The sequence below is a fragment of the Rhodospirillales bacterium genome (genome assembly GCA_016699855.1).
Taxonomy (GTDB): domain Bacteria; phylum Pseudomonadota; class Alphaproteobacteria; order Reyranellales; family Reyranellaceae.
Map to the genome: position 1 here is coordinate 1,247,815 of CP064988.1, position 26,724 is coordinate 1,274,538.

The window sequence follows — 26,724 nt, forward strand, 5'->3', positions numbered from 1 at the left end:
CGCGCATCCGCCGTCAGGCCGGCGGATGCTGCTTGATCCAGTGCCGCGCGATCTCCTCGCGCGTGGCGACCCAGACATGGTCGCGGCCGCGCACGTGGTCGAGGAAGCGCGCCAAGGTGGCGGCGCGTCCCGGCCGCCCGGCGAGCCGGCAATGCAGCCCCACCGACATCATCCGGGGCGCCGTCGCGCCCTCGGCGTAGAGCGTGTCGAAGGCGTCCTTCATGTACTGGAGCCAGCCGTCGCCCGACGAGAAGACCGGCGCGACGGCGAACTTCATGTCGTTGACGTCGAGCGTGTAGGGCACGATCAGATGCGGCTTGCCGTCGACGCGCGTCCAGTAGGGCAGGTCGTCCGCATAGGAGTCGCTCGAGTAGAGGAAGCCGCCCTCCTCGACCACGAGCCGCAGCGTGTGGTCGCTGAAGCGGCCGGTGTACCAGCCGACCGGACGCCTGCCGCACGCCGTCTCGATGGCGCGGATCGCGCGCGCCATGTGGTCGCGCTCCTCGGCGGCGCTGAAATCCTTGTAGTTGATCCAGCGGTAGCCGTGGCTCGCGACCTCGTGGCCGGCGTCGACCATGGCCCGGCCGGCGGCCGGGTTCAGCTCCAGCGCGCGGCCCACGGCCCACGACGTGAACCGCATGCCGCGCTCCGCGAACAGCCGCATGACCCGCCAGAAGCCCGCCCGCGCGCCGTACTCGTAGACCGACTCGGTGCTGAGGTCGCGCATGCCCGCGAACGGCGCGCCGCCGGGCGTCTCGGTCAGATAGACCTCGGAGCCGGGATCGCCGTTGAGCACGGTGTTCTCGCCGCCCTCCTCGTAGTTGACGACGAAGCTGACGGCGATCCGCGCGCCGCCCGGCCAGCGCGCGTGCGGCGGGTTGGCGCCGTAGCCCACGAGGTCGCGGGCGGGAAGATCAGGCATGTCGCGCTCTCCGCGTCATCGGCGCCGATTGTCGCGCCGGTTCCCCGCCTGTATAGCAGCGGCGGAGGCGAATCTCACCGGACGGAGCGCGGGGATGGACGACGTCGAGCGGGCGGCGGCGGCGGTGCGCGAGGACCGGCTGTGGTCCCGGCACGCCGATATGGCGAAGCTCGGCGGCACGCCCAAGGGCGGCGTCAACCGCCAGGCGCTGTCGGCCGAGGACGCCGCGGCGCGCAATCTGCTCATGGATTGGGCGAAGTCGCGTGGATTCGCGGTGTCGACCGACCCGATCGGCAACCTCTTCGTGCGCCGGCCGGGCACCGATCCCGCCGCCAAGCCCGTGTTGAGCGGCTCGCACATGGACAGCCAGCCCACGGGCGGCCGGTTCGACGGCATGTATGGCGTGCTCGCGGCGTTCGAGGCGCTGGAGGCGCTGGAGGATTCCGGCGTGCGGACCAAACGCCCGGTCGAGGCGGTGGCCTGGACCAACGAGGAAGGCAGCCGCTTCCAGCCCGGCGCGATGGGCTCCGGCGTGTTCGCCGGCCACTACGAACTCGCGCCCATGCTGGCGATGAAGGACTGGGACGGCGTCGCCTTGGCGGACGCGCTGCGCGAGACGTTGAAGGCCGCGCCGGCGCCGGCGCGCGCGCTGGGCTCGGCGCTGGACGGTTACGTCGAGGCGCATATCGAGCAGGGCCCGCGGCTGGAGGAGGCGCGGCGCACGATCGGCGTGGTCACCGGCATCCAGGGCAGCCGCCGCTACGTCGTGACCATCCTCGGCGAGGAGGCGCACGCCGGCACCACGCCGCGCGCCGCGCGCAAGGACGCCTTCGCCGCCGCCACCCGGATCGCCGCCGCGATGTACGCCGCGACGACCGACGAGGCCGACGCGCTGCGCTTCACCATCGGCCGCGTCGAGGTGGCGCCGGGCTCGCCCAACACGGTGCCGGGCCGCGTCGTGTTCACGATCGACATGCGCCATCCCGAGACCGCCGTCCTCGAGGCGCACGAGGCCAAGCTTCTGAGGATCGTCGAACGCGATGCCGCGCCGTGTCCGGCCACGATCGAGCGCGTCACCGACGTGGCGCCGACGGTGTTCGATCCGGCCGTGATCGACCTCGTGCGCGCCGCCGCCGACCGGCTGGCGCTGCCGAACATGGACATGCCGTCGGGCGCCGGCCACGACGCCATGCACATCGCCGGCCTGTGCCCGACCGGCATGATCTTCGTGCCGTGCGAACGCGGCATCAGCCACAACGAGATCGAGAACGCCGCCCCGGCCGACCTCGCCGCCGGCGCGCGCGTGCTGGTCGAGACCCTCGTGCGGCTCGCCAACCGCTGAACCGCCTTCCCGACGGAATCCCCATGCCCGCCCTCGACAAGACGCTCGTCGCGATCCTCTCCGACCTGATCGCGATCCCCAGCCCCTTTCCGCCCGGCGAATCGGCGGCGATCTGCGCCTACGCCGCCAAGCGGCTGAAGGCCTGCGGCTACAAGGTCGAGACGGTGCGCCGCAAGAAGGGCGTCGACAACGTCGTCGCCCGGCTGAGGGCGCGCGCCAAGGGGCCGAGCGTCGCGTTCAACGCCCATGTCGACACGGTCGGCGTCGGCGAGCGCGCCAACTGGAAGACCGATCCCTACCGCGCCGTGGTCAAGGGCGGGCTGGTGTACGGACTGGGCGCCGGCAACTGCAAGGGCAGCATGGCGGTGCAGCTCTGGCTGGCGGAGGAGATCGCCCGCCGCGGCGGACCGGCGCGCGGCGAGATCGCCTTCACCTTCGTGGCCGACGAGGAGAATCTCGGTCCCGACGGCATGGATTTCCTGCGCGCCAGCGGCCGCGTGCGGCCCGACGCGCTGATCCTCGGCGCCCAGACCGAGAACAACCTGATCGTCGCGGAGCGCGGCGTGATGTGGGCGCGGATCACCACCAGGGGCCGCGCCGCGCACGCCGGCAACCCGGCCGCAGGCGACAACGCCATCCTGCGCATGATGCGGCTGGTCGGCGCGCTGCAGGCGCACTACGACAAGGCGCTGCGCACGCGCGTGTCGGGCGCGATGCGCTCGACCGTCAACGTCGGCATGTTCCACGGCGGCCACAACACCAACGTCGTGCCCAGCGCCTGCGTGGTCGAGATCGACCGCCGCCTGCTGCCCGACGAGAAGGTGAAGGCGGCGTTCACCGAGCTGAAGCGCGTCGTCGACGCCGCCGGCGCGCGCGAGCCGAAGGGCAGCTACGCCGTCGAGTTCCTGACCGGCACCAACGGCTTCTTCGCGCCCGAGAACGGCCAGGCGGTCGGCGCCTTCGAGGCCGCGGTCCGCAAGCGGGAGAGGCGCGCGGTGAAATTCCTCAACGCCACCGGCGTCAGCGACGGCCGCTACTACGCCGACGACGGCATCGAGATCATCAATTTCGGCCCCGGCTCCGGCGCGCAAGGCCACGCCGCCAACGAGAGCGTGCCGATCAAGCAGATGGTCTCCGCCGCCCACATCCAGCTCGACGTCGTCGAGCGGCTGGTCGGCTTCGCCGGGTAGGACGCCGGCCGCAGCGCGCCGCCGGCATGAACGCGCCCCGGCCCTGGCCGTCATCCCGAGCGTAGCGGGGGATCTTGAGGCGGCAGAAGGATCCCTCGCTGCGCTCGGGATGGCAGCGAGCGACGACAAGACCCGCCGCGGGCGCCGTCGCCGCCGCGCTCCCGATGACGGCAGGCCCTTCGCCTTGGTCGCGGCGCGTCCGGAGGACTACGCCGTCTTCTGGGCCACCAGGCCGCGCGCCTTGATCTCCTCGTCGCGGATGACGAATTTCTGCACCTTGCCGGTGATCGTCATCGGGAACTCGTCGACGAAGCGGATGTAGCGCGGGATCTTGTAGTGGGCGATCTGGCCCTTGCAGAAGGCGCGGACCTCCTCCTCGTCGGCGGACTCGCCGGGACGCAGCTTGATCCAGGCGCAGATCTCCTCGCCGTAGCGCGGATCGGGCACCCCCACGACCTGCACGTCCTGCACCTTGGGATGGCGGTACAGGAACTCCTCGATCTCGCGCGGATACACGTTCTCGCCGCCCCTGATGACCATGTCCTTGAGCCGGCCGACGATGTTGACGTATCCGGCGTCGTCCATCACCGCGAGGTCGCCGGTGTGCATCCAGCCGGCGGAATCGACGGCCTCCGCCGTCTTCTCCGGGTCGTTCCAGTAGCCGGTCATCACCGAGTAGCCGCGGGTGCAGAACTCGCCGGTGACGCCGCGCGGCGCGATCCGTCCGTCGGCGTCGACGATCTTGATCTCGATGTGCGGCAGCACGCGGCCGACGGTGGACACGCGCCGCTCCAGCGGATCGTCGGTCGCGCACTGCGTCGACACCGGCGAGGTCTCGGTCATGCCGTAGGCGATCGTCACCTCGTTCATGTTCATGCGGCCCTGCACGCGCTTCATGACCTCGATCGGGCACGGCGAGCCGGCCATGATGCCGGTGCGCAGCGAGGAGAGGTCGAACTCCTCGAACCGGGGATGGTCGAGCTGGGCGATGAACATGGTCGGCACGCCGTAGAGCGCGGTGCAGCGCTCCTCGGCGCAGGCCCGCAACGTCTCCAGCGGGTCGAACGCCTCGGCGGGATAGACCATCGCCGCGCCGTGCGTGAGGCAGCCGAGATTGCCCATCACCATGCCGAAGCAGTGGTAGAGCGGCACGGGGATGCAGAGCTTGTCCTCGTGCGTCAGCTTCAGGCCGGCGCCGACGAACAGGCCGTTGTTGAGGATGTTGTGGTGGCTGAGCGTCGCGCCCTTGGGAAAGCCGGTCGTTCCCGAGGTGAACTGGATGTTGATGGGATCGTCGAACTGCAGCGTCGGGGCCGTCTCGGCCAGCCGCGTCCGCTCGGCCGCGCCGCCGGCCGTGGCGACGTCGTCGAAATTGAGCATTCCCGGCGTCCGCTCGGCGCCCAGGCGCACGACGTGGCGCAGCAGCGGCAGCTTGCCGGCCTTCACGAGGTCCTCGACGATCTCGAGGTAGTTCGAGGTCTTCAGCGCCGGCGCCAGGATCAGCGCCGCGCAGCCGACCTTGTTCAGGGCGTACTCGACCTCGGCGCGGCGGTAGGCGGGGTTGATGTTCACCAGCACCAGCCCGGCCTTGGCGGTGGCGAACTGGGTCAAGGTCCATTCCGAATTGTTGGGCGACCAAATGCCGACCCGTTCGCCGCGCTCCAGCCCCAGCGACAGCAGCCCGGCCGCCAGCGCGTCGACGCGGCGGCCCAGTTCGCCCCAGCTCCAGCGCACGTTCTGATGGCGCACCACCAGCGCCTCGCGGTCGTGCAACGCCATGACCTGGCGGTCGAAGAACGCGCCGATGGTCTCGCCGATCAGCGGCGTGGTCGAGACGCCGTGGTCGTAGGACGGGGCCGGTTGGTTCATGGACGCCTCTCCGCTGCGTTGGCGCGTTTCGGCGGGGATGATAGCGTCGCCGCCGTCCCGCGCCAGAGAGGAAGCGACCCATGGAAAAGGCCCGCCAACCCGGACGGCCGCCGGTGCGCGCCGACCATGTCGGCAGCCTGCTGCGGCCGGCCGCGCTCCGGAAGGCGTTCCGCGACCGCGCCTCGGGCGCGATCGACGCCGCGACCTTCGGCGCCATCCAGGACGACGCCATCCGCGCCATCGTGCGCTTCCAGGAGGAGGTCGGCCTGGGCGTGGTCAACGACGGCGAATTCCGCCGCGGGTCCTACTGGGGCCGCTTCGTCGAGCTGACCGAGGGTCTGGGCGTCGCCGAGTCGCGCTTCCGCTTCCGCGACGACGGCGGCGCGGAGAGCGATTTCACCGCCCCGGCCGTGACCGCCCGCGTACGTCGCGCCGCCGCGATCGCCGCCGACGAGGTCCGGTTCGTCCGCCCGCTGACCGACAGGATCGTCAAGGCGACGCTGCCGGCGCCGTCGACCATGCACTTCTGGCGCGGCAGCGCCTACGCCGCGCCCGGCCTCTACGGCGATCCCGCCGCGTTCTTCGCCGATCTCGCCGCCGTCTACCGCGCGGAGATCGCGGCCCTGGTCGCGGCCGGCGCGGACTACGTGCAGTTCGACGAGGTCGCGATCGCCATGCTGTGCGACCCTGCCGTGCGGGCCATGGTCGCCGCCGACGGGCTCGACCCAGATGGACTGGTCGACCTCTACATCGACGCGATCAACGCCGCGCTGGAAGGTGCGCCGGACTCGGCCGTCTACGCGCTGCACCTCTGCCGCGGCAACCACAAGGGCCAGCATCTCGCGGCCGGCGCCTACGATCCGGTGGCCGAGCGGCTGTTCCAGCGCGCCGGGGTCAACCACTTCCTGCTGGAGTACGACACGCCCCGGGCCGGCGACTTCGCCGCCCTGCGATTCGTGCCGCGGCACCGCGGCGTCGTGCTGGGCGTGGTCAGCTCGAAAGTCGCTGCGCCGGAGCCGCTCGACCGGCTGCGCCACCGCGTCGACGAGGCGGCGCGCCACGTCGATCTCGACCGCCTCGCGATCAGCCCGCAATGCGGCTTCGCCAGCACCGTCGGCGGCAACCCCGTGACCGACGCCGACATGCGCGCCAAGCTATCCCTGTGCGTCGAGGCCGCCGACGTGATCTGGGACGGCTGATCCGGCGCGGCGCGACCGAGAGGACAGCCGCCAAGAACGGCGCGATCGTCAACGCCGCGACGGTGCACAGCGGCACCGCGCTGGTCGGGTTCGGCGGCAGTGCGCCGTGCCAGCCGGCCATCCGTTCCCGCAGCGCGTAGGCCCTGCAGAACCGCCATCGCCGCGTAGAGCAGACGCGCGAGGTCGAGCAAGACGGCAATCCCCAGGGAATGGCGCCGGAACCGGCCGGGGCTGCCATCGCGGCCGCCTACCGCGCGAGCGGCAGGGCCGTGCCCTGCTTCACCGGCCGCAGCGCGAAGGAGCTACGGATCTGGGCGATGCCCGGGATCTTGGTGAAATCCATGACGAAGCGCTCGTAGGCCTCGAGGTCGGGCACGACCACGCGCAGCAGGTAGTCGCTGTCGCCCGTCATCAGGTAGCACTCCATCACCTCGGGCCGCTGACGCACGGCCTTCTCGAATCGTTGCAGCGCGCTCTCGACCTGCGTGGTCAACGAGACGCTGACGAACACGTTGACCGACAGGCCGACCGCCTTGGCGTCGACCAGCGCGGTGTAGCCGCGCACGACGCCGGACTCCTCCAGCGCCTTGACGCGCCGCCAGCACGGCGACGCCGACAGCCCGACACGGTCGGCGAGGTCGGCGTTGCTCAGCCGGCCGTCGCGCTGGAGTTGGTCGAGGATCCGGTGGTCTATGTCGTCGAGCATGCTCCTAGGGTCGATCATTGCCGAAGAATAGTCGATTTGGGTTGGATTATCCACATGGCGGGGATATCCCGATCAAAACGCAAGGATTTGCCCCGGCCGGCGGGCGTAGTTTCACCCGCGTAGGCGCTCCGGAGTTCCGCCATGCCCGATTCCCTGACCCCGTCGCACGCCCCGGCCACGACCTCGCGCGATGGTGGCGCCCGCCTGCGGCTGCTGCGCGAGCTCGAGCGCAAGGTGCTGTGGCTGTCGGCGTGGACCATCCACCACGCCAACCACGTCAGGCCCAACCGCGACGGGTTGAAAGTCGGCGGCCACCAGGCGTCGTGCGCCTCGCTGGCGACGATCATGACGGCGCTGTACTTCGCCGTGCTGCGGCCGGAGGACCGCGTCGCGGTCAAACCGCACGCCTCGCCGGTGTTCCACGCCATCCAGTACCTGTTCGGCCGCCAGACGCGGGACAAGCTGGAGCGTTTCCGCGCGCTGGGCGGCGCGCAATCCTACCCGTCGCGCACCAAGGACACAGACGACGTCGATTTCTCGACCGGCTCGGTCGGGCTGGGCGTCGCGATGACGCTGTTCTCCTCGATCGTGCAGGACTACGTGCGGCTCAAGCGCCTGGCGCCGGAGCGTCCGGTCGGCCGCATGGTGGCGCTGGTCGGCGACGCCGAGCTCGACGAGGGCAACGTCTTCGAGGCGCTGCTCGAGGGCTGGAAGCACGACGTGCGGAACCTCTGGTGGGTGATCGACTACAACCGCCAGAGCCTCGACTCCGTCGTCAACGACCGCCTGTTCGGCCGCGTCGCGGAGATGTTCGAGCTGGTCGGTTGGCGCGTGGTGACGCTGAAGTACGGCAAGAAGCTGGAGGCGGCCTTCGCCGGCCCCGACGGTGGCGAGCTGCGGCGCTGGATCGACGAATGCCCGAACTCCCTGTACTCCGCGCTGGTCTACAGGGGCGGCGCGGCGTGGCGCGAGGCGCTGACCCGCGATCTCAACCGCTTCCCCGGCGTGCGCCGCATCCTCGACACGCACGACGACGCGGCGCTGCACGCGCTGATGACCAACCTCGCCGGCCTCGACATGCAGGCCGTGCTCGACGCCTTCGAATCCGTCGTCGACGACACGCCGACCTGCTTCATCGCCTACACGATCAAGGGCCACGGCCTGCCCTTCGCCGGCCACAAGGACAACCACGCCGGTCTGATGAACGTCGAGCAGATGTCGGAGTGGCGCGCCCGCATGGGCGTGCCCGACGGCGCGGAGTGGGAGCCCTTCGCCGGTCTCGGCGCGAACCCGGCCGAGCTGCGGGCGTTCATCGACGCCGCGCCGTTCGCCGACCGCCGGACGCGTCGGTTGACGGCGCCGGTCGTGCCGGTGCCGGCGACGCTGGCGTTGGCGAAGGACCGCCGCACCAGCACCCAGGCCGCGTTCGGCCGCGTCCTCGACGAGATCGCCGCCACCGGCGGGACGCTGGCCGAGCGCATCGTCACGACCTCGCCGGACGTCACGGTGTCCACCAATCTCGGCGGCTGGGTGAACCGCAAGGGCCTGTTCGCGCACACCCCGGCCGAGGACGTGTTCCGCGAGCTGAAGGTGGTGTCGGCGCAGCGCTGGAGCCTCGATCCCAAGGGCCAGCACATCGAGCTGGGCATCGCCGAGAACAACCTGTTCCTGCAGCTCGCGGCGCTGGGACTGGCGCACGAGCTGTTCGGCGCCCGCCTGCTGCCGATCGGCACGCTGTACGATCCGTTCGTGGCCCGCGGCCTCGACGCCTTGAACTACGCCTGCTACCAGGGCGCCCGCTTCATCCTCGTCGCGACGCCGTCGGGCGTGACCCTGGCGCCGGAGGGCGGCGCGCACCAATCCGTGTCGTCACCGCTGATCGGGATCGGCCAGCCGGGATTGCTGTCCTACGAGCCGGCCTACGCCGACGAGGTCGCCACCATCCTGCGGTTCGGCCTCGAGCACATCCAGACTCCCGACGGTCGCTCGCTCTATCTGCGCCTCTCCACGCGTCCCCTCGACCAGCCCGAGCGCGAGATGGCGCCGGACCTCGCGCAGCGTGTCGTCGAAGGCGGCTACTGGCTGCGGCCGCCGGCGCCCGGCGCCGAGATCGCCATCGTCGCCATGGGCGCGGTCGTGCCGGAAGCGCTGGCCGCGTGGGAGACGGTGTCGCGCGACTTCGCCGGCGCGGGTCTGCTGGCGATCACCTCGCCCGACCGGCTGCACGCCGACTGGATCGCCAGCCGACGCGCGCGGCGGACGGCGACGGCCCGCGCCGGCGCCGCGCTGAGCCCGGTCGAGCGCCTGATGGCGCCGCTTGGCGCCAATGCGCGTCTGGTCACGATCCTCGACGGCCACCCGCTGGCGCTGTCGTGGCTCGGCGGCGTCGGCCCGCACCGCGTCGTGCCGCTCGGCGTCGAGGGCTTCGGCCAGTCCGGCGACATCCCCGACCTCTACGCCGCGCTGCGGCTCGACCCCGCCGCGATCGTCGACGCCGTGGCGCAGGCCGTCGCCGAGACGTGGTGACCGCCGCCGCCGCTTGACCTGCGGGCGCGATGGCCCGATTTTCGCGGCATGGCGCTCGACATACCGCCCGGCTACCGGGCCCTGAAGGAAGCGGACGTCGCGGGGTATCTCGCGGGCGTCCCCGCCGTCGCCGCGCGGCTCGGCGGCGCGAAGGCCGACTGGCGCATCCGCGAGGTCGGCGACGGCAACCTAAACCTCGTCTTCGTGGTCGAAGGACCGGCCGACAGCGTCGTGCTCAAACAGGCGCTGCCCTATCTGCGGCTGGTCGGCGAGAGCTGGCCGCTGCCGTTGCGCCGCGCCTATTTCGAGTACCACGCGCTCAAGGCCGAGGGCGCGATCGCGCCGGAGCACGTGCCGGAGCTGTTCCACTTCGACGAGACGCTGGCGCTGACGGTGATGGCGTTCCTGCGGCCGCACATCATCCTGCGCAAGGGGCTCATCAAGGGCGTGGTCTACCCGAAGCTCGCCGACCACATGGCGACCTTCATGGCCCGCACGCTGTTCCTCACCTCGGATCTCGGCCAGCCGGCGGCGCGCAAGAAGGCCCACATGGCGCTGTTCTGCGACAACGTCGAGCTCTGCCGCATCACCGAGGATCTGGTGTTCACCGATCCGTGGCGCGTGGCCGAGGCCAACCGCTGGACCACGCCGCAGCTCGACGCCACGGCCGCCGCGGTGCGGGCCGACGGTCCTTGGAAGCGCGCGGCGCAGGAGCTGAAGCTCAAGTTCCTCGGCCAGGCGCAGGCGCTGATCCACGGCGACCTCCACTCCGGCTCCATCATGGTGACCGAGAACGAGACCTACGCCATCGATCCGGAGTTCGCGTTCTACGGGCCGATGGGCTTCGACGTCGGCGCGCTTATCGGCAATCTGTTCCTGGCGTATTTCGCCCAGAGCGGCCACGAGGCGCGGCCGGGGGCGCGCGACGCCTACCGCGCATGGATCCTCGACACGATCGAATCCGTCTGGACCCTGTTCGACCGGCGTTTCCGCGCGCTGTGGACCGGCGCGCACGCGTCGGAGACCTTCGCGCCGGCGCTGTTCGCCGACGCGCCCGACGCGCTCGGGGCCGCGCAGGATGACTACATGCGCCGCCTGTTCGTCGAGTCGCTGGGCTTCGCCGGCGCCAAGATGACGCGCCGGATCCTCGGGCTGGCGCATGTCGAGGACCTCGAGAGCATCGCCGATCCGGACCGCCGCGCCGCCTGCGAGAGGCGCGCGCTGCGCCAGGCGCGGACGCTGATGGTCGAGGGCGCCGCGTTCACGGGCATCGCCGCGGCCACCGACGCGGCGCGCCAGCTCCAGCGCGAGGCGACGTGAGGGTCGACGGCGCGCCCTACCGCACGATCTGGCTCGCCGGCGACGGCGCCACGGTCGAGGTGATCGACCAGACCTCGCTGCCGCATCGCTTCGTGGTCCAAGCGCTGCGCAGCGTCGAGGACGCCGAGCGCGCCATCCGCACGATGGTCGTGCGCGGCGCGCCGCTGATCGGCGCCGCCGCCGCCTACGGCGTGGCGCTGGCGATGGCCGGCGACGCCCTCGGACGCCGCGCTCCAGCGGGCGCACGCCTTCCTGTTGGCGTCGCGTCCCACCGCCGTCAATCTGCGCTGGGCGTTGGACGACATGCGGGCGCTGCTCGGGCCGCTGGCGCCGGCGCGACGCCGCGACGCCGCCTACGCGCGCGCCGCGGCGATCTGCGACGAGGACGTCGAGATCTGCCGGCGCATCGGCGACCACGGGCTGGCGGAGATCCGCCGCGTCACGGCCGGCAAGCCGGCCGGCGCCACGATCAACGCGTTGACCCATTGCAACGCCGGCTGGCTCGCCACCGTCGACTGGGGCACGGCGCTGGCGCCGATCTACCGGGCGCACGATTCCGGCCTGCCGATCCACGTCTGGGTCGACGAGACGCGGCCGCGCAACCAGGGCGCCAGCCTGACGGCGTGGGAGCTGGGCAAGCACGGCGTGCCGCACACCGTGATCGCCGACAACGCCGGCGGCCACCTGATGCAGCACGGCCAGGTCGATTTCTGCGTCGTCGGCACCGACCGCACGACCCGCGCCGGCGACGTCTGCAACAAGATCGGCACCTACCTGAAGGCGCTGGCCGCGCGCGACAACGGCGTGCCTTTCTATGTCGCGCTGCCGGCGCCGACCATCGACTGGACGATCCGCGACGGCGTGCGCGACATACCGATCGAGACGCGCGCCGCCGAGGAGGTGTCGCGCATCGCCGGACGCGCGCCGTCGGGCGAGATCGTCGCCGTCGATCTGCTGCCCGATGGATCGCCCGCCGCCAACTACGCCTTCGACGTGACGCCGGCGCGGCTGGTGACGGCGCTGATCACGGAGCGCGGCGTGTGCGCGGCGAGCGAGGCCGGATTGCTGTCGCTCTATCCCGAACGCGCGACGGCGGCCTGAGATGTCCAAGCCGAGCGAGGCGGCGCTGCGGCGGCAGTTGATCGAGACCTGCCGGTCGATGAACGCGCTGGGGATCAACCAGGGCAAATCCGGCAACGCCAGCGCGCGGCTCGACGCCAAGCGGTTCCTGGTCACGCCGAGCGGCGTGCCCTACGACCGGCTGCGCCCCGTCGACATCGCCGTCATGACGCTCGACGGCACGTGGTTCGGACCGAGACGCCCGTCGAGCGAATGGCGCTTCCACCGCGACATCCTCGCCGCGCGCCCCGAGGCCGGCGCCGTCGTGCACACGCACGGACCGCTGGCGACGTCGCTGGCCTGCCTCGGCGAGGGGATTCCGGCCTTCCACTACATGGTCGCCGCCGCCGGCGGCGATTCCATCCGCTGCGCGCCCTACGCGACGTTCGGCACGCAGCTCCTGTCCGACCACGCGCTGGCGGCGCTGAAGGACCGGCGCGCCTGCCTGCTGGCCAACCACGGCCTGATCGCGCTGGGCGCCGACCTCGCGGCCGCGCTGGCGCTGGCGGTCGAGGTCGAGGCGCTGGCCGGCATGTATCTGCGCGCCCGCGTCGCCGGCCGCCCGATCATCCTGCCGCGCGCCGAGATGCGGCGCGTGATCGCGCTGTTCGCGACCTACGGAACCCCCGCGTTTCCCGACCGCGACCTGCGCCATGGCGGCGAGCGCGCCGGCTGATCCGGCCGGCGGGCCGCCCCCGCCGACCGATCGCGCCCGCGCCCACCGCACCCTGGCCTGCGTCGCCGGCATCGGCGTCACCCAGATCGTCGGCTGGGGCTCCACCTTCTTCGTGCCGGCGGTGCTGGGCCGCCACATCCAGGAGGAGCTCGGCCTGCCCAGCGAGGTGGTGTTCGCGGGCGTCACGATCATGTTCGCGATCAGCGGCGTCGCCGCGCCGCGCGTCGGCCGCCATGTCGACCGCCATGGCGGGCGGCGGGTCATGGCGGCGGGCTCCGTGCTCGCGGCGCTGGCGCTCGTCGGCCTGTCGATGTCGCAGGGCCTCGTGGGCTACATCGCGGCGTGGATCGCGATCGGCATGGCGACGGCGATGATGCTGTCGACACCGGCCTTCACGACCCTGGCGCAGGTCGCCGGTCCCGGCGCGCGCCGCGCGCTGGCGATGCTCACCACCGTCGCCGGCATGTCGTCGACGGTGTTCTGGCCGTTGACGGGCGCGCTCGACGCGGCGCTGGGCTGGCGGTCGACGGTGCTGGTGTTCGCCGCCACGCACATCCTGCTGTGCCTGCCGATCCATCTGTTCATCGTGCCAGCGGGCGCCGCTGGACGCGCGCCGGAACCCGCCGGCGGCGCGAAGCCCGCGCCCGAGCCGCCGCCTGCCGCCAACCACCGCCTGACGTTCCCGCTGCTCGCCATCGCGTTGTCGCTGGGCACGCTGGTCTACAACGGGCTGTCGCTGCACATGATCGAGGTGTTCCGCCAGCTCGGCCACGGGCCGGCCGTGGCGGTGGCGATCGCCTCGATGATCGGCCCGGCGCAGGTCGGCATCCGGATCGTCGAGATCGCGCTGGGCAACCGCTACGCCGCGATGAGTTCCGGCCTGGTCGCGGCGGCGACGCTGCCGCTCGCGCTGGCGATCGGCCTGGCGGCCGGCGACGCGCTCTACGCCGCGGCGGCCTGCGCGTTGATCTACGGCATCTCCAACGGGCTCAAGGCGGTCGTGCGCGCGGCGCTGCCGTTGGCGCTGTTCGGCCCCGCCAGCTACGGCGCCTATCTCGGCCGGCTGGCGGTGTCGCAGAACCTCGTGTCGGCGGTGGCGCCGGTGGTGTTCGCGGCGTTGATCGCGCGGCTCGGGGTCGGCACTGCGCTGGGCATCGCCATCGCCGCCGCGCTGGCCTCGCTGGCGGCCCTGCTCGCCCTGTGGCGCGTGACGCGGCCGGCGGCCTGATCTCAGCCGACGATCTCGCCCCGGAACGCCCAGCGGGTCATGCGCCGCTCCACGGCGGCGCACACCGCGTACATGGCGATGCCCATGACCGCGATCGCGAACAGCCCGGCGAAGGTGGTCGGCGCGTCGTTGCGGGCGCTGGCCGACAGCATGAGGAAGCCGATGCCGCCGTTGCCGCCGACGGTCTCGGAGATCACCGAGCCGATGAACGCCAGCGTGATCGCGACCTTCAGGCTGGCGAACAGGTAGGGCATGGCGCGCGGAATGCCGATCTTGGTCAGGATCTCCAGCCGCGTCGCGCCCAGCGAGCGCATCACGTCGCGCATCTCCGGCTCGATGGTGGCCAGGCCGGTGGCGACGTTGACGACGATCGGAAAGAAGCTGATCACGAACGCCGTGATGACCGCCGGCAGCGGCCCGACGCCGACCCAGATCATCAGGATCGGCACGATCGCCACCTTGGGCACGGCGTTGAAGCCGATCAGCAGGGGATAGAGTCCTGAGTAGACGAGCGGCGAGAAGCCCACCGCGAGTCCGAGGAACAGCCCGCCGGCGATGGCGAGAAGGAAGCCGAGGATCGTGGTCCACAGCGTCTGCCAGCAGAACTGGACGATGATGTCGAACCGCGCCACCAGCACCGTGAACACGCGGCTCGGACGCGGCAGCACGATCTCCTCGATCGCGAACGCCACGCAGGCGATCTCCCAGACGATCAGGAACGCCGCCATCACCAGCCAGGGCATGGAGACGCGCAGCGCGCGTTCGCGGGCGTCGGTCATCACGCGTGCTCCTGGTGGATGCGGTCGCGCAGCTCGTGGACGATGTCGACGAAACCCGGCTCGAACGTCGTGGCGAGCGTGCGGGGACGAGGCAGGTCGATGCGCCGCGACATGACGATGCGGCCGGGACGGCGGCTCATCACGTAGACGGTGTCCGCGAGATAGACCGCCTCGCGCAGATCGTGGGTGACCAGCGCCGCCGTGAACCGCCGCTCCAGCCACAGCGCCTGCATGACGCCCCACAGCTCCTCGCGGGTGAAGGCGTCGAGCGCGCCGAACGGCTCGTCGAGCATCAGGATCGCGGGCTCGTGGATCAGCGCGCGGCACAGGTTGGAGCGCTGCTGCATCCCGCCGGAGAGCTGCCACGGGAACTTGTCGGCGAAATCGGCGAGCCCGACCGTCGACAGCAGCCTCATCGCGCGCGCGACGTACTCCGAGCGATGGGCGCGGAAGCGCCGCTTGTGCGGCTCGACCACCTCCATGGGCAGCAGGATGTTGTCCATCGTCGTGCGCCACGGCATCAGCGTCGGGTTCTGGAACGCCATGCCGACGCCCTTGATCGGCCCCGTGACGCGCGCGCCGGCGACGCGGACCTCCCCGGTGGTCGCCGGCAGCAGCCCCGTGACGAGCTTCATGATCGTCGACTTGCCGCATCCCGATGGACCGACCACGGCGATGAACTCGCCCTTGGCGATCGAGAAGGTGGCGTCCGCCAGCGCCAGCGTCGTCTCCTTGCCCAGACGGTAGGTCAGGGAGACGCCGCGCAGGTCGACGAGCGGATTGTCAGCGGCGGGCATGCCGGCATCCTCGGCGGGCGGCGCGCAAAAAGACGGGCGACACGAGGTCGCCCGGCCCTGCGCGTCCGCGGAAAACGGAATCCTACGGCGCCACCATGCGTTCGGCCTTCGGCGGCAGGTAGGCGTTGGAGAAGACCTTGGCGGGATCCGGCGCGGCCGGCAGGCCGAACGCCTCGGCCACGTCCTTCACCGAGCGCGCGAAGCGGGCGGGGTCGACGTCGCCCATGCCGTTGGCCTTCACGAACGGCGTGAAGATGTTGTTCTGCAGCGAGAGCTGGAGCCGCTCCGTCTCCAGAGCCTCGTCGATCAGCGGATCGCGCTTCTTGGCCGCGGCGACGCCGACCTTGTTGTCGGCGATGACGTCCTTCCAGCCCTTGATCGTGGCGCGGATGAATCCCCGCACGGCGTTCTCGTTCTTCGCCATCTCCGGCGACACGATGATGCCGTTGCCGTACACGTCCATGCCGAAATCGCTGTAGCGCATGGCCACGATGTCGTCGAACTTCACGCCGCGCGCCTTGAGGTCGAGCATCGACGAGAAATAGTGGCCGGAGATGAAGTCGACGGTGCCCTGCACCAGGCTCTGCTCGCGCAGCTGCGGCGCCAGGTTGACGTGCTCCCACTTCGCGATCCCCTGCTTCTTCGCGAATGCCGGGAACAGACGGAAGGACGCGTCGAACACCGGCGCCCCGAGCTTCTTGCCCTCGAGGTCCTTCGGCGTCTTGATCCCGCTCTTCTTGAGCGCGTAGACGCCGAAAGGCGGAAAATCGTATCCCATGAAGACGCAGAGGATCTCCTTGCCCGCGTTCTTGGCGTTGTACTCGATCAACGAGTTCACGTCCGCGAAGCCGATCTGGTAGGCCCCTGTGGCGACGCGCTGGACGGCGCCGGCCGACCCCTGCCCGGGATCCATCGTCACGTCGAGCCCCTCGGCCTTGTAGTAGCCCTTCTCCAGCGCCACGAGGAACGGCGAGGTCGGGCCCTGGAACACCCAGTCCAGCGTGAACTTGATCGCGGTCTGGGCCCGCGCCGGCGCCGCCAGCGCGCCGGAGACGGCGGCGCCGAGGGCGGCCGCGCCGAGACCGCGGCGGTTTATGGAGACCATTCGGAAGCCCTCCCGGAGGCGTCAATCTGACCGTGGAGGCACGCATGGATCGTGCCATCGCCGGCGAACCTACGGGCCGGCGCGGGCGATTCCAAGTCTGGCGGCGGCGGCGCCTGTGGGTATGCGCGGCACCGGCCGTTCCGGCCCGGGCGCGACGGTCAGTCGATGATCGCGGCCTGGACCATGGTGCGGAACTGGTTGCGCAGCATGACGCGCACCGGCTCGTCGACCTGCACCATGTAGATGGCGATCAGCTCCTCCTTCGGGTCGATCCAGAACAGGGTGCCGGCGTTGCCCGCCCAGCCGTACTCGCCGACCGAGCCCGGCAGCGCCGCGTGGCCGGTCGCGGTGCGGACCTCGAACCCGAGGCCGAAGCCCAGCCCCGGCGGCCGTCCCGGCAGCGCGCCGCTGTGGTCGGCGGTCATGAAGGCGACGGTCTGCTTGCCGAGCAGCCGTTTGCCGCCATAGGCGCCGCCGTTCGCGAGCATGGCGGCGAAGCGGAGGTAGTCGGCGGTGGTGCCGACAAGGCCGCCGCCGCCGGATTCGTAGCGCGCCTTCACGCCGACGTCGAAGCGCCGCGTCATCGGCGGCGCGCCGGGCTTCTGCCAAGGCTGGGCGGCGCGGCCGATCTTGCCGGAGGGCAGGACGAAGGCTGTGTCGACCATGCCCAGCGGCCGGTGGATGCGCGCCTCCAGCGCCTCGCCCAGCGTCCTGCCGTCGACGACCTCGACCAGCCTGCCCAGCACGTCGGTCGACACGCCGTACTCCCAGCGCTGGCCGGGCGAGAAGCGCAGCGGCACCGCCGCCAGCTTCGCGACCAGCTCGGCGTTGGTGTCGTCGCGGGATCCCACCTTGGCGTCGCGGTAGGCGGCGTTGACGGCCGAGCTTCCGCGTCCGCCGTAGGTCAGGCCGGAGGTGTGGCGCAGCAGGTCCTGGATCGTCATCGGCCGCGCCGGATCGACCAGCTCCACGGCCGGCTTGCCGTCGGCGCCGGGCTTCTCGACGGCGACCCGCATCCTGCCGATCTCGGGCAGGTACTTCGCGACCGGCTCGTCGATGCGCAGGCGTCCTTCCTCGACCATCTGCATGATCGCGACGCTGACGATCGGCTTGGTCATCGAATAGATGCGGAAGATAGAGTCCGCGCGCATCGGGTCCTTGGCGTCGCGGTCGCGGTCGCCGAGCACCGACACCCACGCGATCTTGCCGCGCCGCGCCACGAGCATGACGGCGCCGGGCACGATGCCGTCCTCGATATGGGCCCGGGTGACGGCCTCGATCCGCTTGAGCCGCTCCGACGACAGGCCGACCGCCTCGGGCGTGGCCGCCGCCGGCAGGACGGACGGCATCTCGGCGCGCGCGGCGCCGGCGGCGATCAGCGCCGCCGCGGCGATCGCGGCCGCGTTTCGCAGGACGTTCATGGGTTTCCTCCGTTCCGGGACCGGCCGACGATGATCCCGCCCGGGCGCCGGCGCAAGCGGGCGCCGCCGGACCTCAGCCCGACGTCTCGAGCGATTCCCCGGCGTCGGCGGGGCCCATGAACTTGCGCGCCTCGGTGCCCGGCAGGACGCCCGAGCGCTGCGTCGCGACCAGCGACGCGAACACGCCGTCCTTCGCCAGCAACTCGTCGTAGCCGCCGATCTCCACGGCGCGGCCCTCGTTGAACACGACCACGAGGTCGGCGTCGCGGATGGTCGAGAGCCGGTGCGCGATGACGAACGTCGTGCGGCCGACCATCAGCGTCTTGAGCGCCTTCTGGATGCGCGCCTCGGTCACCGCGTCGAGCGCGCTGGTCGCCTCGTCGAGGATCAGGATCGGCGGATCCTTGAGCAGCGCGCGCGCGATGCTCAGCCGCTGCCGCTCGCCGCCCGACAGCGTCGCGCCGCGCTCGCCGACCAGCGTCTCGTACCCGTCGCTCTGGCGCTCGATGAACTCGTGCGCCTCCGCCAGCCTCGCCGCCGCCTCCAGCTCCTCGCGGGTGGCGTCCTGCTTGCCGATCCGCAGATTGTCGGCGATCGTGCGGAAGAACATCGTGTTGTCCTGGAACACCACGCCGACGTTGCGCCGCAGGCTGTCGAGCGTCACCTCGCGCGTGTCGACGCCGTCGATCCGGATGACGCCGCTCTGCGGGTCCCACAGCCGGTGCAGCAGCGCCATCGCCGTGCTCTTGCCGGCGCCGGTCGGCCCGACCAGCGCGACCGTCATGCCGGGCTCGACGCGCAGGCTGAAGTCGCGCAGCGCGGTCCGGCGGCCGTCGTAGGAGAAGCTGACGTCCTCGAACTCGACCGCGCCCTTCACGCGCGGCAGCACCGCCGCGCCGGGGCGCTCCCGGATCGTCGACTGCGTCTCCAGCACGTTGAAGAAGTCCTGTAGCGCCGGCATCTGGAAGAACATGCGGGCGACGAAGCTCGAGGCCTGCTCCATGCGTCCGATCAGCATCGTGGCGAAACCCATGAAGCTGACGATGTCGCCGACAGTGGCCTCGCCCGCGAGGTGCAGCCACGTGCCGGTGACGAAGATCGCCAGCACCGTGAGCGTGGAGGCGGCCCGCGTCAGCACCGACAGGACCGCCCACCAGTTCAGGACCGGGAACTGCACCGTCAGCAGCTCGCGGATCGTCTCGTGCAGCATGCGGGTCTCGTGCGACAGCCGCACGAAGCTCTGGATCAGGTGGACGTTGCCGAGGGCGTCCCCGGCGCGCCCGGCGAGGTCGGAGTGGAACTCCTCGACCTTGTGCTGCAGGCGGTCGGTGCGCGCCACGATCCAGGCGTTGGCGACCGCGAAGAACAGGATCAGCGCGATCAGCAGCAGGCCGAGCCGCCAGTTCATGAACAGCGACAACGGCAGCATCACGAACAGCGCCACGCCGGTCGCCAGGTGCTCGCGGAAGAAGCTGAGCCACAGGCCGAACAGGTTGTCGACGCCCTGCAGCATGATCTTCAGCAGGCGGCCGGAATGCTGCTCGTTGTGGAACGCGAACGGCAGCGCCAGCACGTGCTCGAAGTAGCGCGCCATGGCCGACAGCCGGTTGCGGTGGGCCATGCGGTCGGCGTGCAGGGACACGACGATGCTGGCGATCACGCCGCCGATCCCGATCGCGATCCACACCGCCAGCAGCCGCAGCGCGTCGTCCCAGACGTCGGCGTTGGGACGGCCGGCCGCGCCGGTCAGGATGTCGATCACCTTGCCGAACAGGACCGGCTCGAGGAACTGGAGGCCCGCGACCGCGATGTTGGCCAGCGCGAGGATCCAGGCGAGCCCGCGCTCCGGCCGCAGCAACCCGAGGACGCGCGCGTAGATCGAGACGAAGCCCATCTGCACTCCCTGCCCGGCTCCCGCCCGGCGGCGTCCGCCGCTAGCGCTTCTCGAGGAACCGCTCGGCGAGGCGCACGAAGAAGCTCGAGCCGAACGGGATCGCGGCGTCGTTGAAGTCGTAGCGCGGGTTGTGGAGGATGCGGCCCCCGTCGCCCGACCCGTTGCCGAGCCACACCATCGCGCCCGGCCGCGCCTGGAGCATGTAGGAGAAGTCCTCGGCCCCCATCGCCGGACGGATGGCGCGCTGCACGTTGCCCTCGCCGCAGACCTCGGCCGCCACGTCGGCGGCGAACGCCGCCTCCGCCGCGTGGTTGACCGTCGGCGGATAGCCGCGGCGGTAGTCGATCTCGACCGGCACGCCGTGCATGGCGGCGGCGCCGCCCGCGATCTCGCGGATGCGCCGCTCGACCATGTCGCGCAGCTCCGGCGTCGTGGTGCGGACGGTGCCGCCGAGGCTCAGCTCCGGCGGGATCACGTTGTAGGCGGACCCGCCCTTCATGAACCCCACGGTGACGACGGCGTTGTCCATCGGATCGACGTTGCGGCTGACGATGCCCTGCAGCGCCAGCACGATCTGCGAGCCGATCACGAACGGATCCACGCCGAGATGGGGGTAGGCGCCGTGCGCGCCCTTGCCCTTGACCACGATGTCGAAGCGGTCGGCCGCCGCCAGCAGCGGCCCCGGCCGGGTGGCGATATGGCCGAGCGGGATGCCGGGCTTGTTGTGGATCGCGAACACCGCGTCGCACGGGAACTTCTCGAACAGGCCCTCCTCGACCATGACGCGGCCGCCGCCGCCGCCCTCCTCGGCCGGCTGGAAGATGAAGTGCACCGCGCCCTCGAAATTACGGGTCTCCGACAGGTACCGGGCGGCGCCCAGCAGCATCGTGGTGTGCCCGTCGTGGCCGCAGGCGTGCATGCGGCCCTCGTTGCGCGAGCGGTGCTCGAACTCGTTGGTCTCCGGCATCGGCAGCGCGTCCATGTCGGCGCGCAGCCCGACCGAGCGGGTCGAGGTCCCGCGGCGCAGCGTGCCGACGACGCCGGTGCCGGCCAGCCCGCGGTGCACTTCGCAGCCCCATTCCGCCAGCCGGGCGGCGACGATCTCCGACGTGCGGTGCTCCTCGAATCCCAGCTCGGGGTGGGCGTGGATGTCCTGCCGGATGGCGGCGAGTTCTTGCTGGAGTTCGAGCAGACGACCGACGACCGGCATGGCGTCCTCTTGGCTGGATGGAAAGGCGACGTCCGATCATAGCGGCTGGATGGCGCGGCGTGCGAGGGCCGTTTAGTGTCGCGGCACCGAAACACCCGCCGGACCGGGAGGCCGCCGATGGACGACAACGCGCTCGACGCCGGCGAGTTGCGCCTCTTCCTCGAGGAGATCTGCTGCGAACTTTGCCGGTTCGACCACGTCGAGCGCGACCATCTGCCGCCGGAGGCCGTGGAGACGATCCGCGAGGTCCGGCTCGACCGGCCCGGCGCCTACGCCGACATCCGCGTCGGGCCGGGCGCCGGGCCGCCCTACTTCGTCGAGATCAAATGGGGCTACGGCGCCGACGAGCTGGTCGATCGGCTGGCGCGGAAGTACGGACGCAACCCCGATCCCGCCTGCCGCCGCCTGGTCGTGGTGACCGACCTGGCCGACCGGCCGGCGTGGGGCGACGTCGAGACGCGCCTGCGCCGGCGGCTCGATCCGGCGCTGACGCTCGACGTCTGGGGCGAGGCGGCGCTGCTGGCCCGCATCGAGCGCAGTTTCGGGCTGGCGATCCCCGCGCTCCATCCGGGCGGCGTGCGGGCGATCCGGGACTCGATCATCCGCGCGGAGTGGCGCGCCGCGTTCGGCGACGCCGACGACCGCCTGGCGCCCACGCTGCTGTGGCATTTCAGCTCGTGGACGCTGCGGCGGCTGAAGCGCGACCTCGGCCTCGAGCCGGACCGCGTGCTGCGCGCGGGCGCCTACGCCAACGTCGCCGTCGTGATGGCCGACATCTGCTCGTTCTCGAGCTACGTGCGCGACACCCGGGACGCGGCGCTGGTGCGCCAGTCGCTGACGGCGTTCTACTCGCAGGCGCGCCAGGCCATCGTCGAGACCGGCGGGATGATCGACAAGTTCGTCGGCGACGAGGTCATCGGCCTGTACGGCTTCCCCGACAACCGCGCCGGCTTCGCCGAGGACGCGCTGCGCGGCGCGCGCCGCCTGCTCGACATCGGCAGCTCGGTGTCGGCCCACTGGCAGAGCCACATCGACCGCGTCCAGAAATCCGCCGGCGTCCACATCGGCATCGCGATGGGCGACCTCAACCTGATGCCGCTGCGGGCGTTCTCGGCCGCGCACCACGGCTTCATCGGCGACGCGCTGAACATGACCGCGCGGCTGATGGCCGCCGCCGGCCCGAGCGACGTGTTCGTCAGCAACGGTTTCTACCAGGCGCTGGCGCCCGCGACGCGCGCCGGCTTCGAGGAGCTCTCGCCGGTCGAGGGCAGGAACGTCGGCCTGATCAAGGCGTGGCGTCTGCCGCCCGCGCCGTGACGACGGAAGGAACGAACATGGCCGCGCTCCCCGCTCTCGCCGATCTCGAGGACGCCGCGCGCGTCGTCTACGCCGCCATGCCGCCGACGCCGCAGTATCCATGGCCGCTGCTGGCGCGCCGCGCCGGCTGCGAGGTCTGGGTCAAGCACGAGAACCACACGCCCACGGGCGCGTTCAAGGTGCGCGGCGGCCTCGTCTACATGGACCGCCTGCGCCGCGAGCGGCCCGCCGTGCGGGGCGTGATCAGCGCCACCCGCGGCAACCACGGCCAGAGCGTCGCCTTCGCCGCCTCCCGCGCCGGGGTGACGGCGACCATCCTCGTGCCGCGCGGCAACAGCGTCGAGAAGAACGCCGCGATGCGCGCCTTCGGGGCCGAGCTGATCGAGCACGGCCACGATTTCGACGCCGCCCGGCTGGAGGCGGCGCGGTTGGCGCCGGAGCGCGGCCTGGAGATGCTGCCGTCGTTCGACCTCGACCTCGTGCGCGGCGTCGGCACCTACGGGCTGGAGCTGCTGCGCGCCGCGCCCGACATCGACACCGTCTACGTGCCGATCGGGCTGGGCTCGGGCATCTGCGGCGTGATGGCGGCGCGGGACGCGCTGGGCCTGCGCACCAGGGTCGTCGGCGTGGTGTCGACGGAGGCGGCGGCCTACGCGCTCTCGTTCGAGGCGCGACGGCCGGTCGAGACCAACACCGCCGACACCATGGCCGACGGCATGGCCGTGCGCGTGCCCTCGCCGCTCGCGCTCGAGCTGATGCTGGCCGGCGTCGAGCGCATCGTGCGCGTGGACGACGCCGAGATCGCCGCCGCCATGCGGATCTACTACGAGGACACGCACCAGCTCGCCGAGGGCGCCGGCGCCGCCCCGCTCGCGGCCCTGCTCAAGGAACGCGACGCCATGCGCGGACGCAAGGTCGCGGTCGTGCTCAGCGGCGGCAACATCGACCGTCCGGTCTACGCCCGCGTCCTGGCGGGCGGCGACGCCTGACTCAGGCGCCGCGCGGACGGTAGGAGATGAACTCCAGCAGCGAACCGTCGGGATCGCGGAAGTAGACGCTGACGCCGGGCCCCTTGGCGCCGATCCGGCCGATCGGCCCCAGCTCGACGGCGACGCCCAGCGCCGCGAGGTGCGCCGCGGCGTCCCCGATCGGGCCGTCCCACTCGAAGCACAGGTCGCTGCCGCCCGGCGGCACCGGCAGCCGCGCCACCGGCACCGCGTCGAGGCCCGGTCCGTGGACGTTGAGCTGCCGGTCGCCGAACCGGTACATGTGGATGGACAACCCGCGCACGGCGACCAGCTCGGCGCCGAGCACGTCGCGGTAGAAGGCGTCCGAGCGCGCGCGGTCGGACACGTGGATCACGCAATGGTCCAGGCTCGTCGGAAGCGCCATGTCCGTCTCCTCCCCGCGTGGCGGCGTCACAGGAACGTCGCCACCTCCGCCATCGGCTTCTTCGCGAGCGCGTGCGCCGGCACGACGGCGCCGGCCGCCGGATAGCCCGCGACCACGATCATGATGGCCTTCTCGTTGCGCGGCCGCCCCAGCGTCGCGCCGAGGAACGCCATCGGATTGGGCGTGTGCGTCAGCGTCGCCAGACCGGCGTGGTGCAGGCAGGCCAGCAGGAAGCCGGCGGCGATCCCCGTCGATTCCGGCACGTAGTAGTTCTTGCGCCGCCGCCCGTCCGGCCAGCGGCCCCATTGCTCGGCGAACACCACGACCAGCCACGGCGCGGTCTCGAGGAACGGCTTCTCCCAATCCGTGCCCAACGGCGCCAGCGCCTCCAGCCACTCCGGCGAGGCGCGCCCGGCGTAGAACGCGCGCTCCTCTGCCTCGGCGGCGGCGCGGATGCGCGCCTTGACCGCCGGATCGGCGACGGCGACGAAATGCCAAGGCTGGTGGTTGGCGCCGCTCGGCGCGTGGCGCGCCGCGTCGATCGCCGCCTCGACGATCTCCCGCGGCACCGGCCGGTCCGAGAACTCGCGCACCGTGCGCCGGCGCGCCAGATCGCCGGCGAAGGCGCGGGCCCGCGCCCGCATCTCCTCGGGTGGATACTCGTGGAACGCCAGCGGGACATGTGGAAAGTCGCGCGTCATCGGACTGTCTCCCCGCGCCGGATGTAGCCGACCCGCTCCCGGCCGCCAAGCGCGTCGCGTTGCGCCCGTCCGGCGGCGCCTGTAGCGTCGCGCGATGCCCTACAGATCCTCCCGCGACCGGCCGGCCGACGCCGGCCGCATCGTCGAAGTCGAGCCGCTGTCGGCCGAGGCGTTCGCGCCGTTCGGCGACGTGGTGACGGCCGACGATTCCGGCCGTCCCGCCAACCACGGCACCGCCGCGCGCCACGACCACCTCGCCCGGCTCGAATGCAAAATCCCCGGCGCGACACCCAATCTGGCGCTGTTCGACGTGCGCGGGGAGAACCTGCCGCTGCGGTTGCGCGGGCTGGAGCGCCATCCCGGCACCACCCAGGCCTTCATTCCGATGACGGCGGCGCGCTACCTCGTCGTGGTCTGCCCCGACGACGGCGCGGGCCGGCCGGACGCGGGCGCGCTGCGCGCCTTCGCGGCGCCGGGCGACGTGGCCATCAACTACCGCGCCGGCGCGTGGCACCATCCGCTGATCGCGCTCGACGCCGACGCGCGCTTCGCCATGCTGGCGTGGGAGGACGGCACCGCCGCCGACACCGAGACCGCCGAGCTGCCGGCGCCGGTGACGGTCGCCGAGTGACCGCGGCGCGGCCGGCGTCGCGTCGTTCCAGCATCCCCGTCGCCCGCGGAAGCCGGTGGCGCCGAGGCAGCCGACGCCGCCGCTGGCGGGCGACGGCGCGATCCCCGATACTGGCGGCCGCCATGGAACGGCCACGGACCCCACCCGCCCCGACCGGCGCCGCGATCGACGCCGCGGGCCTGCACGCGCGCATCGCGGAGCTCGCGGCGATCGGCGCGATCGAGGGCGGCGGCTGCGCGCGGCTGGCGCTGACCGACGAGGACCGCGCCGGCCGCGACCTCGTCGTGTCGTGGATGCGCGCGCTGGACCTCGACGTCACCATCGACGCCATCGGCAACGTCCACGCCGTGCGCGCCGGCCGCGGCGACGGCCCGCCGGTCATGACCGGCTCGCACATCGACACCGTGCGCACCGGCGGCCGCTACGACGGCAACTACGGCGTCATCGCCGGCCTCGAGGTCTGCGCCGCGCTGGACCGCGCCGGCATCGTCACGCGCCATCCCGTCTGCGTGGCGTTCTTCACCAACGAGGAGGGCGCGCGCTTCCAGCCGGACATGCTCGGCAGCCTCGTCGCCGCCGGCGGCATCGCGCTCGCCGACGCCCATGCTGCGACCGATTCCTCCGGCCGCAGCGTCGGCGACGAGCTGGCGCGCATCGGCTACCTCGGTTCGGCGGCGCCGGGCGCCATCCGCCCCCGCGCCTTCGTCGAGCTGCACATCGAGCAGGGCCCGGTGCTCGAGGCGGCGGGGATCGGCATCGGCGCCGTCACCGGCGTGCAGGGCATCTCGTGGCACGAGTTCACGGTCGCCGGAACCTCCGCCCACGCCGGCACGACGCCGATGCGCCTGCGCCACGACGCGGGCTACGTCGCCGCCGCGACCGCCACCTTCGTGCGCGACCTGACACGCGAGATGGGCGGCGCCCAGGTCGGCACGGTCGGCGTGATCGAGCTGCGCCCGAACCTGATCAACGTGATCGCCAACCATGCGCGCTTCACGGTCGATCTGCGCAACACCGACGAGATGGTCCTGCGCGAGGCCGAGCGCCGCGTCTTCGCCTTCGTCGACGATCTGGCGCGCAGCGAGGGCGTGACCGTCTCGCGCCGCAAGCTGGCGCGCTTCGAGCCGGTCGAGTTCGACCCCGCCATGGTGGCGTGCGTCGAGGCCGCCGCCCGCGCCCGCGGCCACTCCACGATGCGCATGCCGTCGGGCGCCGGCCACGACGCGCAGATGATGGCGCGGCTGTGCCCGACCGGCATGATCTTCGTGCCCAGCGTCGGCGGGTTGAGCCACAACGTCGCCGAGTTCACCGCGCCGGCCGACCTCGAGGCCGGCGCCGGCGTGCTGCTCGACCTGATCCTCGAACTGGCGGAGACCTGAG

Annotated in this window: 22 protein-coding genes and 1 pseudogene; 12 read left to right on the top strand and 11 right to left on the bottom strand. The window is 71.8% G+C overall.

What is annotated here, in order from left to right; genetic code table 11:
* Positions 1–13 precede the first annotated feature (13 nt).
* Positions 14–922 (bottom strand): allantoinase PuuE, encoded by a 909-nt coding sequence (gene puuE / locus IPK81_05920; protein QQS13753.1) that lies wholly within the window; start codon positions 920–922, stop codon positions 14–16.
* 94 nt (positions 923–1,016) lie between these two features.
* Here puuE and IPK81_05925 point away from each other — a divergent pair, with 94 nt between their 5' ends.
* Positions 1,017–2,264 (top strand): Zn-dependent hydrolase, encoded by a 1,248-nt coding sequence (locus tag IPK81_05925; GenBank protein QQS13754.1) that lies wholly within the window; start codon positions 1,017–1,019, stop codon positions 2,262–2,264.
* A 23-nt stretch (positions 2,265–2,287) separates the two neighbouring features.
* A complete protein-coding gene (locus tag IPK81_05930) occupies positions 2,288–3,454 on the top strand; it encodes an ArgE/DapE family deacylase (protein QQS13755.1) in 1,167 nt (388 codons plus the stop codon).
* Between the two features lie 207 nt (positions 3,455–3,661).
* Here IPK81_05930 and IPK81_05935 read toward each other — a convergent pair whose 3' ends face one another.
* Positions 3,662–5,323, bottom strand: a complete 1,662-nt coding sequence (locus IPK81_05935) for an AMP-binding protein (GenBank protein ID QQS13756.1) — start codon at positions 5,321–5,323, stop codon at positions 3,662–3,664.
* A gap of 80 nt (positions 5,324–5,403) precedes the next feature.
* Between IPK81_05935 and IPK81_05940 the strand changes: the two genes are divergently transcribed.
* Positions 5,404–6,522 (top strand): cobalamin-independent methionine synthase II family protein, encoded by a 1,119-nt coding sequence (locus IPK81_05940; GenBank protein ID QQS13757.1) that lies wholly within the window; start codon positions 5,404–5,406, stop codon positions 6,520–6,522.
* A gap of 247 nt (positions 6,523–6,769) precedes the next feature.
* Here IPK81_05940 and IPK81_05945 read toward each other — a convergent pair whose 3' ends face one another.
* Positions 6,770–7,228 carry an Lrp/AsnC family transcriptional regulator gene (locus IPK81_05945; GenBank protein ID QQS13758.1) on the bottom strand — a complete coding sequence of 153 codons (459 nt, stop codon included), beginning with the start codon at positions 7,226–7,228 and terminating at the stop codon, positions 6,770–6,772.
* 141 nt (positions 7,229–7,369) lie between these two features.
* Between IPK81_05945 and IPK81_05950 the strand changes: the two genes are divergently transcribed.
* From IPK81_05950 to IPK81_05970, 5 genes and pseudogenes are all read left to right on the top strand, one after another.
* Entirely contained in the window at positions 7,370–9,754 is a 2,385-nt protein-coding gene (locus IPK81_05950) for a transketolase (protein QQS13759.1), read from the top strand.
* A gap of 48 nt (positions 9,755–9,802) precedes the next feature.
* Complete coding sequence (mtnK, locus tag IPK81_05955) at positions 9,803–11,074, top strand: S-methyl-5-thioribose kinase (GenBank protein ID QQS13760.1); 1,272 nt, start codon at positions 9,803–9,805, stop codon at positions 11,072–11,074.
* A pseudogene (mtnA, locus tag IPK81_05960) lies at positions 11,071–12,175 on the top strand (S-methyl-5-thioribose-1-phosphate isomerase). The gene mtnK and the pseudogene mtnA overlap by 4 nt, the downstream one beginning before the upstream one ends.
* Before the next feature lies 1 nt (position 12,176).
* Complete coding sequence (locus IPK81_05965; protein QQS13761.1) at positions 12,177–12,869, top strand: class II aldolase/adducin family protein; 693 nt, start codon at positions 12,177–12,179, stop codon at positions 12,867–12,869.
* Entirely contained in the window at positions 12,847–14,097 is a 1,251-nt protein-coding gene (locus IPK81_05970) for an MFS transporter (protein QQS13762.1), read from the top strand. Before IPK81_05965 ends, IPK81_05970 begins: the two co-directional genes overlap by 23 nt.
* Before the next feature lie 2 nt (positions 14,098–14,099).
* On the opposite strand, the gene IPK81_05975 is transcribed toward IPK81_05970, so the two are convergent.
* From IPK81_05975 to IPK81_06000, 6 genes are all read right to left on the bottom strand, one after another.
* The gene (locus IPK81_05975; GenBank protein QQS13763.1) at positions 14,100–14,876 is read right to left on the bottom strand and encodes an ABC transporter permease; all 777 of its coding nucleotides are present in this window, start codon (positions 14,874–14,876) and stop codon (positions 14,100–14,102) included.
* A complete protein-coding gene (locus IPK81_05980) occupies positions 14,876–15,673 on the bottom strand; it encodes an ABC transporter ATP-binding protein (GenBank protein ID QQS13764.1) in 798 nt (265 codons plus the stop codon). Before IPK81_05980 ends, IPK81_05975 begins: the two co-directional genes overlap by 1 nt.
* A gap of 82 nt (positions 15,674–15,755) precedes the next feature.
* Positions 15,756–16,778: an ABC transporter substrate-binding protein gene (locus IPK81_05985; GenBank protein ID QQS13765.1), complete on the bottom strand. Its 1,023-nt coding sequence runs from the start codon at positions 16,776–16,778 to the stop codon at positions 15,756–15,758.
* Between the two features lie 158 nt (positions 16,779–16,936).
* Positions 16,937–18,199: a beta-lactamase family protein gene (locus IPK81_05990; protein ID QQS13766.1), complete on the bottom strand. Its 1,263-nt coding sequence runs from the start codon at positions 18,197–18,199 to the stop codon at positions 16,937–16,939.
* A gap of 73 nt (positions 18,200–18,272) precedes the next feature.
* Complete coding sequence (locus IPK81_05995; protein ID QQS13767.1) at positions 18,273–20,093, bottom strand: glucan ABC transporter ATP-binding protein/ permease; 1,821 nt, start codon at positions 20,091–20,093, stop codon at positions 18,273–18,275.
* 40 nt (positions 20,094–20,133) lie between these two features.
* Positions 20,134–21,303, bottom strand: coding sequence for an amidohydrolase (locus tag IPK81_06000; protein ID QQS13768.1), 1,170 nt, complete (start codon positions 21,301–21,303; stop codon positions 20,134–20,136).
* A 117-nt stretch (positions 21,304–21,420) separates the two neighbouring features.
* On the opposite strand from IPK81_06000, the gene IPK81_06005 reads away from it, so the two are divergent.
* Positions 21,421–22,620, top strand: a complete 1,200-nt coding sequence (locus IPK81_06005; protein ID QQS13769.1) for an adenylate/guanylate cyclase domain-containing protein — start codon at positions 21,421–21,423, stop codon at positions 22,618–22,620.
* Between the two features lie 17 nt (positions 22,621–22,637).
* On the top strand, positions 22,638–23,609 hold the full coding sequence (locus tag IPK81_06010; protein ID QQS13770.1) for a threonine dehydratase: 972 nt from the start codon (positions 22,638–22,640) through the stop codon (positions 23,607–23,609).
* A 1-nt stretch (position 23,610) separates the two neighbouring features.
* On the opposite strand, the gene IPK81_06015 is transcribed toward IPK81_06010, so the two are convergent.
* Positions 23,611–24,012: a VOC family protein gene (locus IPK81_06015; GenBank protein ID QQS13771.1), complete on the bottom strand. Its 402-nt coding sequence runs from the start codon at positions 24,010–24,012 to the stop codon at positions 23,611–23,613.
* A 26-nt stretch (positions 24,013–24,038) separates the two neighbouring features.
* Complete coding sequence (locus IPK81_06020; GenBank protein ID QQS13772.1) at positions 24,039–24,713, bottom strand: nitroreductase family protein; 675 nt, start codon at positions 24,711–24,713, stop codon at positions 24,039–24,041.
* Between the two features lie 94 nt (positions 24,714–24,807).
* Between IPK81_06020 and IPK81_06025 the strand changes: the two genes are divergently transcribed.
* Positions 24,808–25,344, top strand: a complete 537-nt coding sequence (locus IPK81_06025) for an ureidoglycolate lyase (protein QQS13773.1) — start codon at positions 24,808–24,810, stop codon at positions 25,342–25,344.
* Positions 25,345–25,466: 122 nt separating this feature from the next.
* On the top strand, positions 25,467–26,723 hold the full coding sequence (locus IPK81_06030; protein QQS13774.1) for a M20 family metallo-hydrolase: 1,257 nt from the start codon (positions 25,467–25,469) through the stop codon (positions 26,721–26,723).
* Position 26,724: the final 1 nt, after the last annotated feature.

Bases quoted from the DNA above. Each gene is read 5' to 3' on its own strand.
- IPK81_05935 (QQS13756.1), bottom strand. From the start codon at position 5,323: ATGAACCAACCGGCCCCGTCCTACGACCACGGCGTCTCGACCACGCCG.
- IPK81_06015 (QQS13771.1), bottom strand. From the start codon at position 24,012: ATGGCGCTTCCGACGAGCCTGGACCATTGCGTGATCCACGTGTCCGAC.
- IPK81_05930 (QQS13755.1), top strand. From the start codon at position 2,288: ATGCCCGCCCTCGACAAGACGCTCGTCGCGATCCTCTCCGACCTGATC.
- IPK81_05980 (QQS13764.1), bottom strand. From the start codon at position 15,673: ATGCCCGCCGCTGACAATCCGCTCGTCGACCTGCGCGGCGTCTCCCTG.
- IPK81_06030 (QQS13774.1), top strand. From the start codon at position 25,467: ATGGAACGGCCACGGACCCCACCCGCCCCGACCGGCGCCGCGATCGAC.
- IPK81_05995 (QQS13767.1), bottom strand. From the start codon at position 20,093: ATGGGCTTCGTCTCGATCTACGCGCGCGTCCTCGGGTTGCTGCGGCCG.
- IPK81_05970 (QQS13762.1), top strand. From the start codon at position 12,847: ATGGCGGCGAGCGCGCCGGCTGATCCGGCCGGCGGGCCGCCCCCGCCG.
- puuE (QQS13753.1), bottom strand. From the start codon at position 922: ATGCCTGATCTTCCCGCCCGCGACCTCGTGGGCTACGGCGCCAACCCG.
- IPK81_05945 (QQS13758.1), bottom strand. From the start codon at position 7,228: ATGCTCGACGACATAGACCACCGGATCCTCGACCAACTCCAGCGCGAC.
- IPK81_06020 (QQS13772.1), bottom strand. From the start codon at position 24,713: ATGACGCGCGACTTTCCACATGTCCCGCTGGCGTTCCACGAGTATCCA.
- IPK81_05940 (QQS13757.1), top strand. From the start codon at position 5,404: ATGGAAAAGGCCCGCCAACCCGGACGGCCGCCGGTGCGCGCCGACCAT.
- IPK81_05985 (QQS13765.1), bottom strand. From the start codon at position 16,778: ATGGTCTCCATAAACCGCCGCGGTCTCGGCGCGGCCGCCCTCGGCGCC.
- IPK81_06005 (QQS13769.1), top strand. From the start codon at position 21,421: ATGGACGACAACGCGCTCGACGCCGGCGAGTTGCGCCTCTTCCTCGAG.
- mtnK (QQS13760.1), top strand. From the start codon at position 9,803: ATGGCGCTCGACATACCGCCCGGCTACCGGGCCCTGAAGGAAGCGGAC.
- IPK81_05965 (QQS13761.1), top strand. From the start codon at position 12,177: ATGTCCAAGCCGAGCGAGGCGGCGCTGCGGCGGCAGTTGATCGAGACC.
- IPK81_05950 (QQS13759.1), top strand. From the start codon at position 7,370: ATGCCCGATTCCCTGACCCCGTCGCACGCCCCGGCCACGACCTCGCGC.
- IPK81_05925 (QQS13754.1), top strand. From the start codon at position 1,017: ATGGACGACGTCGAGCGGGCGGCGGCGGCGGTGCGCGAGGACCGGCTG.
- IPK81_06025 (QQS13773.1), top strand. From the start codon at position 24,808: ATGCCCTACAGATCCTCCCGCGACCGGCCGGCCGACGCCGGCCGCATC.
- IPK81_05975 (QQS13763.1), bottom strand. From the start codon at position 14,876: ATGACCGACGCCCGCGAACGCGCGCTGCGCGTCTCCATGCCCTGGCTG.
- IPK81_06000 (QQS13768.1), bottom strand. From the start codon at position 21,303: ATGCCGGTCGTCGGTCGTCTGCTCGAACTCCAGCAAGAACTCGCCGCC.
- IPK81_06010 (QQS13770.1), top strand. From the start codon at position 22,638: ATGGCCGCGCTCCCCGCTCTCGCCGATCTCGAGGACGCCGCGCGCGTC.
- IPK81_05990 (QQS13766.1), bottom strand. From the start codon at position 18,199: ATGAACGTCCTGCGAAACGCGGCCGCGATCGCCGCGGCGGCGCTGATC.